The following is a 16274-nucleotide window of genomic DNA, read 5'->3' as shown; positions in this document are numbered from 1 at the left end:
AGTTCGTTATTTCGACGTCTGACTGCGCCGGTTCATACGGGTTTGCGATGCCAGCCGGATCGGTGCATTGGCCGCGCCAAACCCGCGATAGTCGCGACGTTCGACCAGTTCAAAGAAGAACCGGTTGGCGAAGGTCTTGGTATAGACCTGAAAATACTCGCCGTCATCATCACGATCATAAAGGATGTTGGCAGCTTTCAGTCGATCCAGAAGATCGGGATCAAGCCCAAAGCGCGCCTCGATGTCATCATAGTAATTTTCCGGTATTGGCAGAACTTCAACACCATTTTTCCGGCAAAAATCAACACTGGCAAAAATATCGCCACTTGAAAGTGCGATATGCTGGACGCCGCTTCCAAAGAATTCGCTTAGGAATTGTGAATGCTGGGTATGGGGGCTTTGCGATCCGTTCAGGATCAGCCGCACCCCGCCATCATCACCCTGAACCACCTGACTTTGCACCAGACCACCGGGATCGGGCACATCCACTGTTGGCATTTTGCCAAGGTCAAAGATCGACGTGAAATACAGCACCCAGGTCAGCATTTCCTCGTACTGCATCGAATAGGACACATGATCAACAGCCTTCAGGCTGGCGTCATTTGCCGGTTTGTCGGCAGTTTTCGATGCTTCGAACTCGACATCCCAGATGCGCGCCAGTTCGCTTTGATCATCAAGGAAATAAACCAGACTGCCGCCCACACCGCGAATGGCGGGCATTTCGATCTCGCCCGCCCCCACCGGCTGGGTAAAGGGCGACGCCAGCAACGATTGTGCGCGTTTAAGCGATGCATTTGCGTCATCAACCTTAAGCCCCACCGCACAAACCGACGGGCCATGCACGATGTTATAGGAATGCGCAAAGCCATCCTTGTCACAATTGATGACAAGATTGATATTGCCCTGCTTCCACCATGTGACGGCCTTGGATTTGTGGCTGCCGCGTTTTTCAAAGCCAAGCCCGACAAACAGGGCGGCAAGTTTTTCGGCGTTTTCTTCTTCGACCGCGAATTCAACAAACTCGACATTGCGGGCATGCGCCTTTGGCGGCAGGGCAACCGCCTTTTCCCCAACTTTTACACCATCAATGCCATCCCCCAGATAAATCAGCGAACGCAAGCCATCCTTGGCAACGTTTTTGGTCGAGCTTGACCGGAACTGGTCATTGAAGATTTCAAGTGATAGCGGCCCGTCATACCCGGTTTGCGCCAGATTGCGCATGAAGTCATCGAGCGGAAAATCGCCCTGTCCGGGGAAACACCTGAAATGGCGGCTCCAGGATAACGGGTCCATTTCGAGGATCGGTGCATCGGCAACCTGCACAAGAAAAATCCTGTCGCCGGGGATCGATGCAATCGCATCAAGCGGTACCTTGCGTGCCATGATATGGAAGGTATCAAGCACCAGACCGACATTGGGGTGATTGGCCCGCCGCACCACTTCCCAACTATCTCGATAATCACTGATATGCTTGCCCCAGGACAGGGCTTCGAATGCGATGCGAAGCCCGCGCTTGGCCGCGCGGTCGCCAAGTTCGGCCAGATCCTTTGCCGCACGGTCAAGCCCGCCCAGCGAATGCGGCGATACGTTCGAACATACCATCAAAAGATCGGTACCCAGTTCTTCCATCAGGTCGAACTTGCGTTCCGCACGCTCAAAGGCCCGGGTGCGCTGGGGTTCGGGCATGCCTTCAAAATCGCGGAACGGCTGGAATGTTACCAGTTTCAGACCAAGGTCTCGGATGGTCTTGCCGACATCTTCGGGGGAGCCATCAAAGGTCAGCAGATCATTTTCAAAAATCTCGACCCCGTCGAAGCCAGCGGCAGCAATGGCATCAAGTTTTTCCTGAAGATCGCCCGATAGCGATACGGTCGCGATGGAAGTCAGCATTTTATCCCTCCGGGATGGTCGTGGGCATCATGGCGCACAGGTTCGGAAGGATGTCCGGGCGGAAACCACCCGGCAAGATCATGCGATCAGTCCTGCGAACGGCGCCGATAGGTTTCAATGTGGTCGGTCAGTTTTGCCAGCGCGGCATTCTTGTCGCGCGCCAGCGCCAGATCACAGATGCTGCGATGTTCATCGATGATGTCTTCGGCACGGAAACCATGCGTTTTCAGTTCGATCACCACATAGCGGCGGAACTGGTCAAAGATTTCGCGATGCATCCGCATATGCAGATCTGATCCGCAGGCCGAAATCAGTGCCTGATGAAATTCGCGATCATACTGGCTCCAGCGGACGGTCAGTTCACGGCTATCCTCGGTCAGCATTCGTTTTTCGATCGCCGAAAGTTTGTGATGGGCGGCGGCAACGCGGCCCTCCCACTCGACATCCCCGGCATCGATAGATTTCCCAAGCCCATCTGTTTCAAGCAGCAACCGCATCGCGGTCAGTTCCTTGAAATTCGAGGGCGATGTTTCGACAACCCGAAAACCTTTCTGGCCTTCGACAAAAACAAATCCCGACGCGACAAGACGGTTCAGCACTTCGCGGAGCGTATTGACGCCGGCATTATAACGGTCACGCAGCGCATCAAGCTTCAGCTTCACGCCCGGCTGGAGTTCGCCATACAGGATGTCATCGCGAATTTCGTTATAAACTGTCTCGGCAACTGTGCTGCTCATGGACTTTCCCCTTACCCCGTCAATGCCTCGGGATAGGCATTGAAATATTCGATCCGGGCAGCATCACCGTCGATCTGCGCACCGCTGAAAACCTCGAATGCTTCAATACCCTGAAAAAAGAACAGTTCAAAGCCGGTCATGACAGAAAGCCCCGCCTTTTGCGCGGAATGAAGGAACGCGGTTTCAACCGGTGTATAAACCGCGTCAAACGCCCATTTCTGTCCGCCCAGCAAAGCAGCATCAATCGGACTGCCCGGATACTGGTTCATGCCGACCGGGGTGCAATTGATCAAGCCGTCCGCATTGCGGATCGCATCGGAAAGATCGGCCTCCGCAATAAAGGCAACGTTGGCCCCGCCGGCCTTCAGGGTCGCAACCAGTTCATGACCGCGGTCGGCATCCTTGTCATGAATAAGGATGCGGTCCGCGCCAAGCCCGTGCAATCCGAAGGCAGCCGCAAGGCCAACGCCACCAGCCCCCATCTGTAATACCGTCCCCGGTGCCTGATCGCCAAACTGCCCGCGATAGCCGCGCATGAAACCGACATAGTCGGTATTGTCCCCGCGCCAGCCATCTTCGCGGAACACCACCGTATTCACCGCACCAAGGGCTTCGGGAAGACGTTTACGGCGCTGGATCAGCTTGCGGGCTTCGGTTTTGTAGGGGTGGGTGACATTCACCCCGGCATAACCGGCCTTGGCACAGACTGTTAGCTGCCCGATCAGATCAAAATCGGCGATCTTTTCACTGTCGAGATAATCATAGGTCACTTCAATTCCGCACATCCGGCCAAGCAGGACATGCAGTCTGGCCGATTGGCTACGCGATATGCCTTTACCGATAAGACCGAGTTTCAACATGGGGCGAAATCCTAAAATCCGAACAGGTTGGGCATAAAGGTGACGAGCTGCGGCACAAAGGTGATCAGGATCAGAACCGCCAGTTCCACGAGGAACAGCGGCATGATTGATTTGATCATCCGGGCCATACCGACATTGGCGATGGCATCCGCAACAAACAGGCAAAGCCCCATCGGCGGTGTGATCAGACCGATCATCAGGTTAAAGATCACGACGATGCCGAAATGGGTCGGATCAATACCAAGGCTGATCGCTATCGGATGGAGGATCGGCACCAGAACCAGCATTGCGGCAATGCCTTCAAGCACGAGCCCGACAGCAAGCAGCATGATGTTGATCAGGATCAGGAACATCGCCGGGCTGTCGACATAGCCAAGAACGAATGAACTGACAGCCTGCGGAATGCCCGCAAAGGTCATGAACCAGTTTGCCGCCGCAACCGATCCCATAATGATCAGGATGCTTGATGAATCGCGCATCGAATTGGCGAAAATGCCCGGCAGTTCCGATGGTTTGAGTTCACGGAAAACGAACAGCCCGACAACCAGCGCATAAAACACGGCAAAGCTTGCGGCTTCGGTCGGAGTGACAATGCCTGCCAGGATCGAGCCAATCACAAAGACCGGCATGAAAATCGGGATCAGACCATCCCAAAGCGCGCGCAGTTTTTCGCGCATATTCATCCGGTCACGCGGCGTGGCATAGTTGCCCGCAAATATGCGGACATAAACCGACAGCGCAATCGCAATAAGAATGCCCGGAACGATCCCGGCCAGAAACAGCGCAGGAACGGATACATTGCTGGTAATCAGCGCATAGATGATCACCGGAATACTGGGCGGAATGATTGGACCGATTACCGAGGATGCCGCTGTCAGCGATGCCGCAAAATCACGCGGATAACCTTCCTTTTCCATTGAGGGAATAAAAATACGCCCCAACGCGGATGTATCGGCCACCGCCGACCCCGAGAGGCCTGCAAAAATCACGGACGACCATATATTGACCTGTGCCAGACCGGCTTTCGCATGCCCCACCAACGCGTTGGCAAGATTGATAACCCGGTTGGTGATCCCGCTGGCGTTCATCAGTTCACCGGCAAGAACAAACAGCGGAATTGCCAAAATAGTAAAGCTGTCAAGCCCGGCAAAAATACGCTGGGGCAGCAAATCAATGCCAAATGTTGCACCACTGATGTAAATCGCAATCGCCAGCGCGATGGCAAAGGCCACCGGTGCACCAATCGCAAGCAGTGCCAAAAGGCCAAAACCTGTGATCATGCTTCATACTCCGGGCGATTCTTATTCATAAGGCGGGCCAGTCGGAACAGGGCTGCCAGAACCAGACAAGCACCCCCAACTGTCATGGCGATCTGCGCCCAATACATCGGGATGCCAAGACCCGATGCTATAATGCCACCGCGTTTTCCCGCAAAAATCAGCCCGGCATAGGCAAGTATTCCCCCAAGAACAAAAGTGGACACGTCAACGATAACGGTCAGCCGCGCACGCATTTGCTTGGATAAAAGATCGGTCACAAGCGTAAAGTTGATTTGCCTGTCCTGCAGATAGGCATAGGCGATGCCAAACATGCAGCCATAAATCATGGCATATTTGGCAACTTCCTCGCTCCATTGCAGCGGAGCAGAAAAGGCATACCGGCTGACACTACCGGCAAAAACAACGCCGAAAACGACGAGGATACTGATCCCCGAAAGTCCGGCAAGCAGATGGCGAAATGCTGTCTCTGCTCGATGCATGGTTACCCCCAGGGTGATCACGGGAAAATCGGCTGCCCGGTGGGCAAGACGTTATTCAGAGAAAAAGGACAGGCCGGGGGCAAAGGAGGGAAAACCACGAGACGGTGTCCCACCCGGCCTGCCAAAGCCAGTTACATCGAGGTTTCAGCGTCGCTGACGGCTGTTTTCAGCTTGTCGATCCACTGTGCATCAATTTCGCCCGAAAGCCATTCAATTACAGCGGGTTGAGCAGCATCACGGAAAGCTGCAAGCTGTTCGGCGGTCGGTGTGGTCACTTCCATTCCCGCCTCAGCCAGTTTGGCAACACCTTCGGCAGAATTGAACTGCTGAATGGCACGACCAACATTGGCGGCAATTCCGGCAGCTCGACGCAGCAACGCCTGATCACCATCAGACAGACCGCTATAGATATCTTCGTTGATCAGAATGAAATCCGTGCCATAGACGTGACGGTCCAGTGTCAGATATTTCTGCATTTCGTAGAATTTGTTGGCATAGATCACGCTGATCGGATTTTCCTGCCCGTCAACTGTGCCAGTGGTCAGGGCGGTCGGGACTTCCGGCCAAGGAATCGGGGTCGGGTCACCGCCCAGTGCCTTGACCATTTCCACATAAAGCGGAACGGTCATCACACGGATTTTAAGCCCATCCATATCTTTCGGCTCGGCAACGGCACGTTTGGAGTTGGTAAAGTTGCGGAAGCCTGTCTCGCCATAAGCCAGCGTGCGGAGTCCGGTTTTTTCAAGGCAGTGTGCGGCCAGTTCCTTGCCAAAGTCCCCATCCAGAACTTTCCACGCCACATTGGCATTCGGGAACATGTAGGGCACATCAAGGACGGCAGCCTCAGGGCAAACCTGGGAAAAGGGGCCAGATACCATCGACATTGCCAATGTACCGTCCTGGGTATTCTGGATCAGATCGGTTTCACCGCCGAGCGAACCGGCAGGAAACAGTTCGACCGCGATGCGGCCTGCGGATTCAGCTTCGACAATATTTTTGAAGACCTGCGTGGCAGCCCCTTTTTTCGAGGTCGTCCATTCCGCCGGATCAACATGGGCAAAATTCAAAGTGATGTCCGCAGCCTGTGCCGGTGCGGCGAAAGAAGCAGCTGCGAGCGATACAGCACCCAGCAGTGCACTTTTGGAGACGAATTTCATTTTTTCCTCCCGAATGAAAACAATCCCGACAGCCCGATATTATTCATGATCTTCTGCATCGGACCTTTACGGAATAGGGAGACTTTAAAAAATATAGGAGATTTTGTCAAACATTCTAGAATCAGTATAAATTAGAGCATGTTGACGCCTGAACTCCCGAAACCGGAACCACACCAAGACCTGGACGCCTGAACGCTTTTGTACATTTCGATATCGGGACCAACAATCCGATCTTCCATGGCAAAAGCATGATCAATTCACCCTAATTCACAGCCATCCCCCTGCCTTCGCAATGGAATTTGCTGTAAAACACTTGCGATGCAGCCGGTATTTCATGCTACTTTGGCCTAGCAACGCATCGATTCGATGATCGAAACGACGCCCTTTTCAAAAGTGAATTCAGTGAACAGCGTTACCGGTACCGCAACACCCCAACTGGCCAAAATTGCCTCACGCATTCTTGCAGGCAGTTTCCTGTTCGAGGACCTTGATCCCGAACTGCTCGCCCAACTTTCAAACCAGGCAAGCGTTCGGCGGATGGATGATGGGGAGTTGCTGTTTGAAAAGGGTTCTCCGGCAGACGGACTGTATGCTGTCGAAGCCGGCAAAATCCGCATTTCAACCGTTTCAGATACCGGCAAGGAAATTGTTCTGAACGTACTGGCACCCGGCGCTGTATTTGGCGAAATCGCCCTTCTGGATGGCGAACCCCGTACCGCAACCGCGCGTGCCGTTGGTCCGACACGGCTTCTGTTCATTTCACGCGACGATTTTTTTGAAATCTTTGATCGCGAAGCACCGTTGCGCCGCCATATCACGGCACTTCTGTGTCGGCGGTTGCGCTGGGTCAGCGACCTTCTGGAAGATGCCAATTTCCTTGATCTGACCGGGCGACTGGTCAAACGTCTTTTATGGCTGGCCGAACGTCACGGCGGTCCTGATCCGGAAGGAATCCGCATCGCGCTTCCGCTTTCGCAACAGGAACTTGGCCTTATGCTGGGCGTAACACGCGAAGCGGTAAACAAAAAGCTGCGTGACCTTGAAAAACGCGATCTGATCACGCGCCGGGATGGCCGTCTGGTTATCCGTGACAGGGACGGCCTGAAAAACCTTCTCGCCGATGCAATCAAAAGCTGATCCTTCCCCCAGTTCCCTGTTTGACCGGCTGGTCGCCCGCGAAGAGCAGCGTGGCCTGATACTTGTTGCGTTTCTGCGCATCTGCATGCTCGCCTTTATCCTGCTGCTGTTTTCCAAACCGGATTCCCCGACTGGCGAGCTCTATTCTCTTCTGGAAGTTCTGGGCTGGTTCATCCCCGGGGTCCTGATCCAGCTTTTTGTAGCTTTTAGGGGCAGAAGCTGGCGCTGGCTTCTTTATGTTCTGGCCATCGTTGATGCCGTCCTGATCGTTTATGTATCGGTGGTTCCCGATCCTCTGAGCCCGCTAACCGATCATCCGGCATGGATGTACAGCTTTGTCGTTCGCGATCGCGGCGTGGTGTTTTCCATGATCATGATGGCCTTGGTGATCATGACCTTTTCGCCGCGCCTGATCATCTGGTTCGGCTTCTGGCTGTTCATTGCCTGGAGCACGAGCATCGTCTGGTTGATGACACGCCCGGGTGTCATCATCTCGCAGCATTTCGGGGATGACTGGGCGCCAACCCAGGATGAAATCATTACCACCTATAATCTGCCCGAATTCATCGATATTTCTGCTTTGGCAGAGCAGGTTGTGATTGTTGTTGTCTTTACGCTGGCATGTGCGGTGATGGTTTCGCGGTTACGGGTTCTGATCAATCAGTTTGCGGCCGCCGAACGTGCACATGGCAATCTGGCCCGCTATTTCCCTGCTGCCCTTGCTGATCAACTGGCAGATCGTGACGAGCCGATCCGGATCGGTGCAAGGCGCGAATGCGTTATCCTGTTTGCCGACATTATCGGTTTTTCCGGTTATGCGGAAAAACGCGATCCGCAGGATGTCATGCGATTGCTAAACCAGTTTCACCAGATCATGACGACGCAAATCGGGGCTTATGGCGGTATTGTTGAAAAATATATCGGCGATGCGGTCATGGCGAGTTTTGGCGCATTTGACGATATGGATTGCCCGGCGGCAAATGCATTATCCGCGGCCCAATCAATGGTTTGCCATGTCCGCGACTGGCAAAACAGTGATCTGACGGACAGCACCACACCACTTCAGATCGGTATCGGCCTTAACTTCGGCCCGGCGGTTGTGGGCGATATAGGCGAAGGAGAAGCCGTCACACCGGCAGTCATCGGTGCCAGTGTCAATCTGGCCGCCCGTCTTGAACGCGCGACCAGAACGCTTGATACCGACATCATCATCAGCGACAGTTTTGCGCGAAAACTCCGGTCAGAAACATCTTCGGCAGGATCCGCCCTGCTGCGAAGCTTCGCAAAACAGGATGCCATCCGGGTAAAAGGTTTCAGTCAACCGGTCACGGTTCATTTTCAATCCCGATCAGCCACTTGAAGAATTCGACCGTCGGGATATGCCAACCCCTTGAATTCTGGTGAAACCGGTCCAAAATGCCATTTACTCGTAAAAGCATCAGAATAAGGGAGGACGGTATGGCGGATTCCGCAACACCGCAGTCACCAGAAGCGGGCAGCGTGCCGACTTCTGTTACAATCCGCACATTGTTCGGAGACAAGGAATTCTTGTGGGATAAGGCCATTTATTTCCCGACAGGAATCAAGGGTTTTCCTGATCACAACGTCTTTGCCCTCGCCAATTTTCCGGGCGAAAGCAACAATACCTTTATCCTGATGCAAAGCCTGACAGAGCCGGAACTGGCCTTTATCGTTGCCCCCTACAATATGGAAAGCAACAGCATTAAGCCGGAGCATCTCGCACAGGCTTTCACCATTCATGGTATCAAGAAGAACGAAGGTGCTGTTTTGCTTATCGTCACTCTGCACAAGCCGGAAGACGGTGGCGAGACCAGCATGTCGGTCAATCTGCGTGCACCAATCATCATCGATACATCCCGTCAGGCCGCCTACCAGCATCTGCTACCCGATACGAGTTATTCCTACCATCAGACACTGGGCGGATAACTTTTCGCCAGCCGATCAGGGAAGGACCTTTTGCGGGAATGGTCCTTCCGAAACCTTCATACGTCCTTGATCCTGCCACTTTTTCGCGTAAAGCTCGCTCAAGAACAATACGCAACAAGCGACACAAGGGATTCGAGATGTCATCAGAAATGCGCAACCGTTTTGCCATGGCCACGCTTCTTAGCGCGGCCCTTTTTGTTGGCCCGGTCATCGAACCGGCGTCCGCACAGTCCGGTGACGAAAAAACCGAAGAAACCATCACGCTTTCTGGTGAAAACCGTAGCAAGATGCAGTTGACCGTTTACCCCGGCAACCTTGGCATGATTGCCGAGCAACGAAACGGGACGATCCCCAAGGGGGTAAAAACGCTTCGGATCGAAGATTTGCCGCAAACCATCATGGACGACACGTTCCTGATGGGCGCGCAGAAAGATGCCAACCTTGTATGGCATTCGCTGCGCAATACCGCGAACGGTCCGGCAACGATGTATCGTCTGCTGCAGGATCAGGTCGGCAAAACCATTACCATCCGGCGCAAGGATGACGAACTGGTCGAAGGCACGTTGCTATCGATTGACGGTGGCGCACTGGTTCGCACCCTTGATGGTATCGAACAGGTTCCTGTTGAACAGATCATTATTTCCGACCTGCCCGGTAACTTCGCCACCAGCCCGGCAATAGAGGCCACCATCGGCTCGGATGCCGCACTTGATCACATCTCGCTTGCCTATCTTCTGGGTGGCGTTTCCTGGCAAACAGCCTATGTCGGACAATATGACAGTGCCCAGAATGTCCTTAACCTGTCGGCAATGGCACGCATCACCAACCAGACCGGCACCGCGATCAACGATGCCCAACTGCGTCTGGTTGCCGGGGATCCCAACCGGGTAACGCACACACCAATGGCGAAGGCGGCCCGCGGTGAAATGATGATGTCTGCCATGGCCGATAGCGCGCCGGGCGGGAGTGCACCGGATCGTGAAACCATGGAAAACCTGCATGTTTACGGCCCGTTTGATGGGCTTTCAATGCGCAATGGCGATGTCGTTATGATGCCGCTGATCGCATCCCAGGCCCTGCCCGCGACCCGCAAGGTGATTTTTAACGGCAGCGCCAATCTTTACTATGCTGGTCAAAGCGACGTGTCTGAATTTAGCCGCCCGGACCTTGAAATCGAGATCGAGAATGATGGCGGGCCGGACGAAAAAAGCCCGTGGCCCGCTGGCACGGTACGTGTATTTGGCCAATCTGAAAGTGGCGTGACCGGCTTCCTTGGCGAAGACAATCTGTCTTTGACCCCGGTCGGGCGCAAGGCGACCATTCGCCTTGGTCATGCCAGCAACATTTCAGGGACCCGTAAAGTCACGGCGTTTGATCGCAAGGCACGACCGAACATGCCCGATGAAATCACGGCAAATATGGAATGGTCGATCACCAATGGTGGCAAACGTACCGAAACCGTCACGATCCGCGAAAATGTCCCGGCCGACTGGGTTGTGACCGGCGAAGATCACAAACATACCAAACCGCAGCCAGACCTGATCGTCTGGACGATAGAGGTTCCTGCCGGTAAGGAAGTCAATCTGAGCTGGTCAGTGAAAAGCACCCGCTAAGTGTCACGTCGGAAGCATTATCCGGTCTGATTGCTGTCGTAAAAGGCTTTCGCCAGCGGCAGCAACAGAACCGGATCGGGATTTTCGTCGGTTCTGTTGCAAAGCTCGGTATAAAGACAGATCAGTTTCGCCAGCAGGATAAATGCCTGCTGGTTTTTCTTTCCGGCGAATATCGCAAGATTGCCAAGCGCCTCGGCGCAGGTTTCCCGTGCGATCCCGAACCGCCCGGCACCCCGCAATGCCAGAACAAGTGCGCCCTGCGAATAACCAAGATCAAGGCGGGCGGCTTCGCTTTGGCCCGATGGCATATTCGCCAACCGGTCACGACGCAGTTCAACAGCCTGTCGGGCGGCATCAACCGCGTCCGCCCATTGTTGCCCATCAATTTCAAGCGCCGCCCGATTGTTCAGGCTATGGGCCAGCCCGGCACGCGCGGCATCCGGTGCCGTTTGCAGATGAGCGGCAAACAGATGATCTGCCTCGTCAAATAGGGAAAGGGCCATCATCCGTTCGGATTTGTCGAGTGCGGTTGCCATTTCAAGATAAAGACGCGCCAACGTTAACGAGCCGGGCTCCGTCGTCTGCAGGAATGACAAACGCGGCAAATATCCGGCAAGTTTGTCCGACATGTCTGTTTCCTGCTTTTGCCTGAATTCCGGGATCAAAGTGCGCCGGTTAACAGACGGACACGTACCCGTCTTGTGAAGCAGGGTCAAACGGGGATAAGCTGCAAACCGGCCAAGTGGCCATGCCCCGGCTCCGAACTTTCGCCCCTTTATCTGATCCATTTTGTTTGAAACGACTGCCACCCATGACCATGTCGACTGAAACCCTGCGCGCTCTTTACGGAACCTGGCGTATTGCACGTGGCGATGCCAAAGGCCTTGCCTTCTTTGACTATTCCATCGAGGCGTTCTGGCGCTCTTTCCTTGCCGCCTTTATCGTTTTTCCGGCCTTTGCGCTTTTGCGCTGGCATGATCTCGACACGGTTCCCGATGAATTCCCGGTCGGTCGTTACATGCTGGTGGAAACCATCGCCTATGTCATGAAATGGTTCGCCTTTCCGCTGCTGATGCTGCATGTCGCACCGATGATCGACCGGTCGAACCGTTACATCGCATTCATCACCGTTTATAACTGGTCAAGCGTGTTGCAAATGGGGGTCTATTTGCTGGCGCTGTTTCTGGGCGCAATCTTCCCGATGCTCGGTGCGGGCGGCTTTGTGCTTGTCGCGGTTATCGCAATGCTGATTTACGGGGTTTATATCGCAAAACTGACCCTTGTGGTTCCAACGATGACGGCAAGCGCGATTGTGGCGGCAGACTTCCTGCTGTCATTGACCATCACGACAATCGGCATTCGGCTCGCCCTTGGCCAGCTATTCTGACACAATCGGCAAATAAGCCAGAAAATTCAGGGAGAAAGATCAGAATGAAACCGGTACTTGCCATCACCAGACGTCTGCCGGATGCCGTCGAAAAACGTGCACGCGAAAGTTACGATCTGCGCATGCAGGACGGTGATGACCCGTTGTCGCGCGACCAGATCCTTGACCTGTGCAAGGACGCGAACGCCGCGCTGGTTTCGGTCGGTGACCCGATTGATGCGGCCTTTTTTGCAGCCCTGCCCCAAAAGGTCGGCATTGTTGCCACCTTTTCCGTCGGTACGGATCATATTGATCTGGCCGCAGCCAAGGCCAACGGCTTCGTGATCGGCAATACCCCCGGGGTTCTGACCGATGCAACGGCGGATATTGCGTGGCTTCTTATTCTGGGTGCCGCGCGCCGTGCAAGTGAAGGCGAGGCCGAGGTCCGCAATGCCACGTGGTCAAGCTGGCGCCCGACGCATATGATGGGCACGCAGGTTACCGGCAAGAAACTGGGCATTATCGGCATGGGCCGGATCGGACAGGCGGTTGCCAAGCGTGCACGCGGTTTTGATATGGAAGTCCATTATTTCAACCGCCGACAGCTCCCCGAAGATCAGGAGTTTGGCGCAACCTATCACCCATCCATTGATGACCTGCTCCCCCATTGCGATTTCCTGTCGCTGCATTGCCCGTCAACACCGGAAACACGCGGTATGGTCAATCGCAATTTTATCGCCAGGCTGCCCGATGGGGCCATCATTGTGAATACGGCACGCGGTGATATCGTCAATGACAAGGATCTGATCGCGGCACTCAAATCGGGCAAACTGACCGCCGCCGGGCTTGATGTTTTTGCCGGAGAACCGAATATCGAACCGACCTATCGCGATCTGCCCAATACGTTCCTGTTGCCCCATCTGGGGTCGGCAACTGTGGAAACACGCAACGCCATGGGGTTCAGAGCCCTTGATAACATCGATGCCTTCATTGCCGGCAAGGAAGTGCCGTTCAGGGTTTGATGACTGTTGGTATATCCAGAATGCGAAAGGCGCCCGGTGGGGCGCCTTTTTTCATTCCAGATCGCTTTCCTCGCCCGCGGGCAGGATACAGGAAATTTCATGACCATCCCGGCTGACCTTGACCCGGCCACCGTGGATTTCGACCACCGCGCGCACCATTGCCATGCCAAGCGCACGCCGCGCAGATGGCGATTCGCCCTCGCGCAATCCTTCAAACAGCATCGGTTGCGGTGCCTCGTCCGACAGTGAAATGCTGATATCGATATCCTCGCCCCGACGACGGGCAACCACGGAAACCTCACTGCCTTCGGGGGCGGTACGAAGCACGTTGGTCACAAGAATGAACAATGCCTGCTTCAAACGGCGCTCATCAGCAATCATCCAGCCGATATTGCGCGAACAGTAAAGGCGTAGCGAAACGTTAAGCTCCGCCAGACGCGCCCGCGTCAGCGCCTCGAGCGAGCGCAACAACCGCCTTGGATCGACCGTATCAAGTTCAAGTGCGACCTGCCCTGATCCCAGCGTTGCAAGGTCCCGCATGTCATCCACCAGTGCCAGCATACTTTGTGCCTCGGCGCGGATCGTCTCAACCGACTGCGCGACATTGCCCTGCAAATGGGGGATAAGGCGATCTGCCTCGCCATTGATATGGTCAAGCGGCCGGGTCAGTTCGCGCGATACGGTCGAAATGAAGTCCGATTTCATCTGATCGGCGGTCCGCAGGGCTTCGTTGCGTTCACGCAACGCCCGTTCGACGCGGATCGTGTCGGTCACATCGATATAGGACATCATCACCGCCCCGTCAGGTAGCGGCACGATGGCAAAATCGATGATGCTGTTATCGGCACGTTCGATACGACCGCTCATGGGTTCATGATTGGTGATACGCGCAACCATCCGGCTTTTGAATTTGTCCCAGTCTTCGCGATCATGCCAGTATTCGCGCGCTTCCTCGACCACTTCGCTGATATGGGGCGCACCCGAAAGGAAGCTGTCTTCAAGCCCCCAGACATCAGCAAAGCCATGGTTATAAAGCCGCAGCCTTCCATCGCCGCTGATCACGCCAACCGCTTCATGCAGATTTTCAAGCGTCTCGCGCTGTACTGCGATCAACGTGTTGTAACTGCTTTCGAGGACCAGCTTGTCGGTCACATCCTCGTAGGCGAACATCAGCCCGCCAAACGGGTGAGGCGAAATAAAGCGCCGCAACGTCATGCCGTTTGGCAGATGCATCAGGTCTTCTTCGGGTTTCAGAAGATCCGTAAAGCGCTGGTTTTCGATATTGCGGAACTGCGTAAAGTCGGTGACTTCAGGCAATTTTCGTTCATCGCGCATCCGACGTAGAACATCGTCAAGCGACGGTTCTGCCCATAGCCAGTCCTCGTCCATATCCCAAAGCTTGGTGAAAGCGGTGTTAAAGAAAATAAGCCGCTTGTCGCCGCCGTAAATCGCAATAGCGGTTCCAAGGTTTTCCAGGACTTCGGCATGGGCACGAATATGGCGCGACAGGTCTGATTGCAGTTCCTCGATTGCGGTGCAATCAATCGCGAAGCCAATCAGACCATCAAGGTCTTCGGGCGTTTGCGACGGACATTCGGTGATTCGCAGAAGCTTGCGGTCGCCCTTAATCACAATGTGATAATCGCGTGTCATGGTTTCGCTGTTGCGCAATGCCGATGCTGCAAGCGATTTGCCGTGATCGGGGATCACGCCCGTGCCAAGCTCCGCCTGTTTGGCAAGCGCATCACTGACTGTCGGAAGCTCCACCGCCGCCGCATAGGCCGCATTGCAATCAATCAGGCGTAAATCGCCATCGCGCCGCCATACCGGGAAAGGCAGACTGTCGATCAAAAGCCTTAGTCCGCTAACCTCGTGCTTAAGGGCTGTAAAATCACCAAACTGGCTTTCACGTTCGCGGGTATGGCGGGTTTCATCGCGGAACCACAACGCATGGGCCAGAACCGGCGAATTGCGGTCCTTGCGGGCCATTGCCCCGGTAACGTGGAACTTGCGTTCATCAACCGCAGTCACCCAAAGCTCAAACCGTTCGTGGGTGGATTTCAGGTTTCGGACACGTTCCTTGAGTGCTCTTGCGTCATCATCACGCAACTGGTCAAGCACATCGGGAAAACGCCCATCCTTGCCAAGCTGGAACGCACGTTTAAGTGACGGGCTGGCACCCTCGGCAAAACCGGCCTGGCTCCAGTAATAAACCGGGTCGGGCCCGGCAAAGAACAGATGGGTAAATTGTTCGGTTGAATCCGCAAGTTCGGATTCGTGGTCTTCCGCCTCTTCAAGATGGCGGCGCATGCGCAACGATAATCGCCATCCGATTCCCCCCGCAATCGCCGCACCGCCAATCGCCGCCAGGCCGACAACAAGCCAGTCCCGGTCACTCAGATCCGCGAGACCGCCAAATATCGATGTGCCAGCAGGTTGCGTCGCCGCATCGGGTACGGCATCAGCAGCATTGCCAACACGAAACTTTTCCTGCGCATGCAGGTCGGCTGCGATGAAAAGCGACGTCAGGCCATAGCATCCCCACTGCCACAGTCTGGACAAACCAAACCTGTTTGATTCCCCTTTGCGGGAACCAATTGGTTCTTTCCCCCGTCGATGATCGGATGCAGGCCGTGTCACGTGTTGTTAACCGTTTGTGTTTATGAGCTATTATTATGGTGAAAACGTCTGGCTTTTACCACTGTTTCACGACGTTTTCCCAATACCCGGTCGAACGCCCGTGATCGCAGGAAAAACCGCGATGACATATACCCCAAATCGGGCTA

The 16274-nt window shown here is 54.7% G+C and carries 14 protein-coding genes; 6 read left to right on the top strand and 8 right to left on the bottom strand.

All coding sequences use genetic code 11. From position 1 onward, the window contains the following. Nucleotides 1-6 precede the first annotated feature (6 nt). The 6 genes from R1T41_RS08980 to R1T41_RS08955 all read right to left on the bottom strand — a co-directional run bounded on the left by R1T41_RS08980 (nt 7) and on the right by R1T41_RS08955 (nt 6403). Nucleotides 7-1890: a bifunctional sugar phosphate isomerase/epimerase/4-hydroxyphenylpyruvate dioxygenase family protein gene (locus R1T41_RS08980; RefSeq protein WP_317341311.1), complete on the bottom strand. Its 1884-nt coding sequence runs from the start codon at nt 1888-1890 to the stop codon at nt 7-9. Between the two features lie 86 nt (nt 1891-1976). Then, nucleotides 1977-2627 carry a GntR family transcriptional regulator gene (locus R1T41_RS08975; protein WP_062949622.1) on the bottom strand — a complete coding sequence of 217 codons (651 nt, stop codon included), beginning with the start codon at nt 2625-2627 and terminating at the stop codon, nt 1977-1979. 11 nt (nt 2628-2638) lie between these two features. Then, a complete protein-coding gene (locus R1T41_RS08970) occupies nt 2639-3487 on the bottom strand; it encodes a shikimate dehydrogenase family protein (protein ID WP_114109113.1) in 849 nt (282 codons plus the stop codon). An 11-nt stretch (nt 3488-3498) separates the two neighbouring features. Beyond that, nucleotides 3499-4767, bottom strand: coding sequence for a TRAP transporter large permease (locus tag R1T41_RS08965; RefSeq protein WP_317341310.1), 1269 nt, complete (start codon nt 4765-4767; stop codon nt 3499-3501). Beyond that, entirely contained in the window at nt 4764-5246 is a 483-nt protein-coding gene (locus R1T41_RS08960) for a TRAP transporter small permease (protein ID WP_317341308.1), read from the bottom strand. The genes R1T41_RS08965 and R1T41_RS08960 overlap by 4 nt, the downstream gene beginning before the upstream one ends. A gap of 131 nt (nt 5247-5377) precedes the next feature. Beyond that, nucleotides 5378-6403, bottom strand: a complete 1026-nt coding sequence (locus R1T41_RS08955) for a DctP family TRAP transporter solute-binding subunit (RefSeq protein ID WP_062949630.1) — start codon at nt 6401-6403, stop codon at nt 5378-5380. 402 nt (nt 6404-6805) lie between these two features. Here R1T41_RS08955 and R1T41_RS08950 point away from each other — a divergent pair, with 402 nt between their 5' ends. The 4 genes from R1T41_RS08950 to R1T41_RS08935 all read left to right on the top strand — a co-directional run bounded on the left by R1T41_RS08950 (nt 6806) and on the right by R1T41_RS08935 (nt 11100). After that, nucleotides 6806-7540 (top strand): Crp/Fnr family transcriptional regulator, encoded by a 735-nt coding sequence (locus R1T41_RS08950; protein ID WP_062950486.1) that lies wholly within the window; start codon nt 6806-6808, stop codon nt 7538-7540. Continuing rightward, complete coding sequence (locus R1T41_RS08945) at nt 7524-8900, top strand: adenylate/guanylate cyclase domain-containing protein (protein WP_297203988.1); 1377 nt, start codon at nt 7524-7526, stop codon at nt 8898-8900. Before R1T41_RS08950 ends, R1T41_RS08945 begins: the two co-directional genes overlap by 17 nt. Nucleotides 8901-8998: 98 nt before the next feature. Next, nucleotides 8999-9487, top strand: coding sequence for a flagellar assembly protein FliW (gene fliW, locus R1T41_RS08940; RefSeq protein ID WP_317341307.1), 489 nt, complete (start codon nt 8999-9001; stop codon nt 9485-9487). 137 nt (nt 9488-9624) lie between these two features. Then, nucleotides 9625-11100, top strand: coding sequence for a DUF4139 domain-containing protein (locus tag R1T41_RS08935; RefSeq protein ID WP_317341306.1), 1476 nt, complete (start codon nt 9625-9627; stop codon nt 11098-11100). Nucleotides 11101-11117: 17 nt separating this feature from the next. Here the strand turns inward: R1T41_RS08935 and R1T41_RS08930 are convergent, their stop codons facing one another. Further along, nucleotides 11118-11729, bottom strand: coding sequence for a hypothetical protein (locus tag R1T41_RS08930; protein ID WP_317341305.1), 612 nt, complete (start codon nt 11727-11729; stop codon nt 11118-11120). 182 nt (nt 11730-11911) lie between these two features. Here R1T41_RS08930 and R1T41_RS08925 point away from each other — a divergent pair, with 182 nt between their 5' ends. Together R1T41_RS08925 and R1T41_RS08920 are read left to right on the top strand one after the other, a co-directional pair. Then, nucleotides 11912-12487: a hypothetical protein gene (locus tag R1T41_RS08925; protein ID WP_062949642.1), complete on the top strand. Its 576-nt coding sequence runs from the start codon at nt 11912-11914 to the stop codon at nt 12485-12487. A 44-nt stretch (nt 12488-12531) separates the two neighbouring features. Further along, nucleotides 12532-13488 carry a D-glycerate dehydrogenase gene (locus tag R1T41_RS08920; protein ID WP_317341304.1) on the top strand — a complete coding sequence of 319 codons (957 nt, stop codon included), beginning with the start codon at nt 12532-12534 and terminating at the stop codon, nt 13486-13488. Nucleotides 13489-13539: 51 nt separating this feature from the next. On the opposite strand, the gene R1T41_RS08915 is transcribed toward R1T41_RS08920, so the two are convergent. Continuing rightward, on the bottom strand, nt 13540-16050 hold the full coding sequence (locus tag R1T41_RS08915; RefSeq protein ID WP_062950487.1) for a PAS domain-containing sensor histidine kinase: 2511 nt from the start codon (nt 16048-16050) through the stop codon (nt 13540-13542). Nucleotides 16051-16274: the final 224 nt, after the last annotated feature.

The sequence above is a fragment of the Thalassospira lucentensis genome (assembly GCF_032921865.1).
Taxonomy (GTDB): Bacteria; Pseudomonadota; Alphaproteobacteria; order Rhodospirillales; family Thalassospiraceae; genus Thalassospira; species Thalassospira lucentensis_A.
This window is presented reverse-complemented; position numbering and strand designations above follow the sequence as displayed.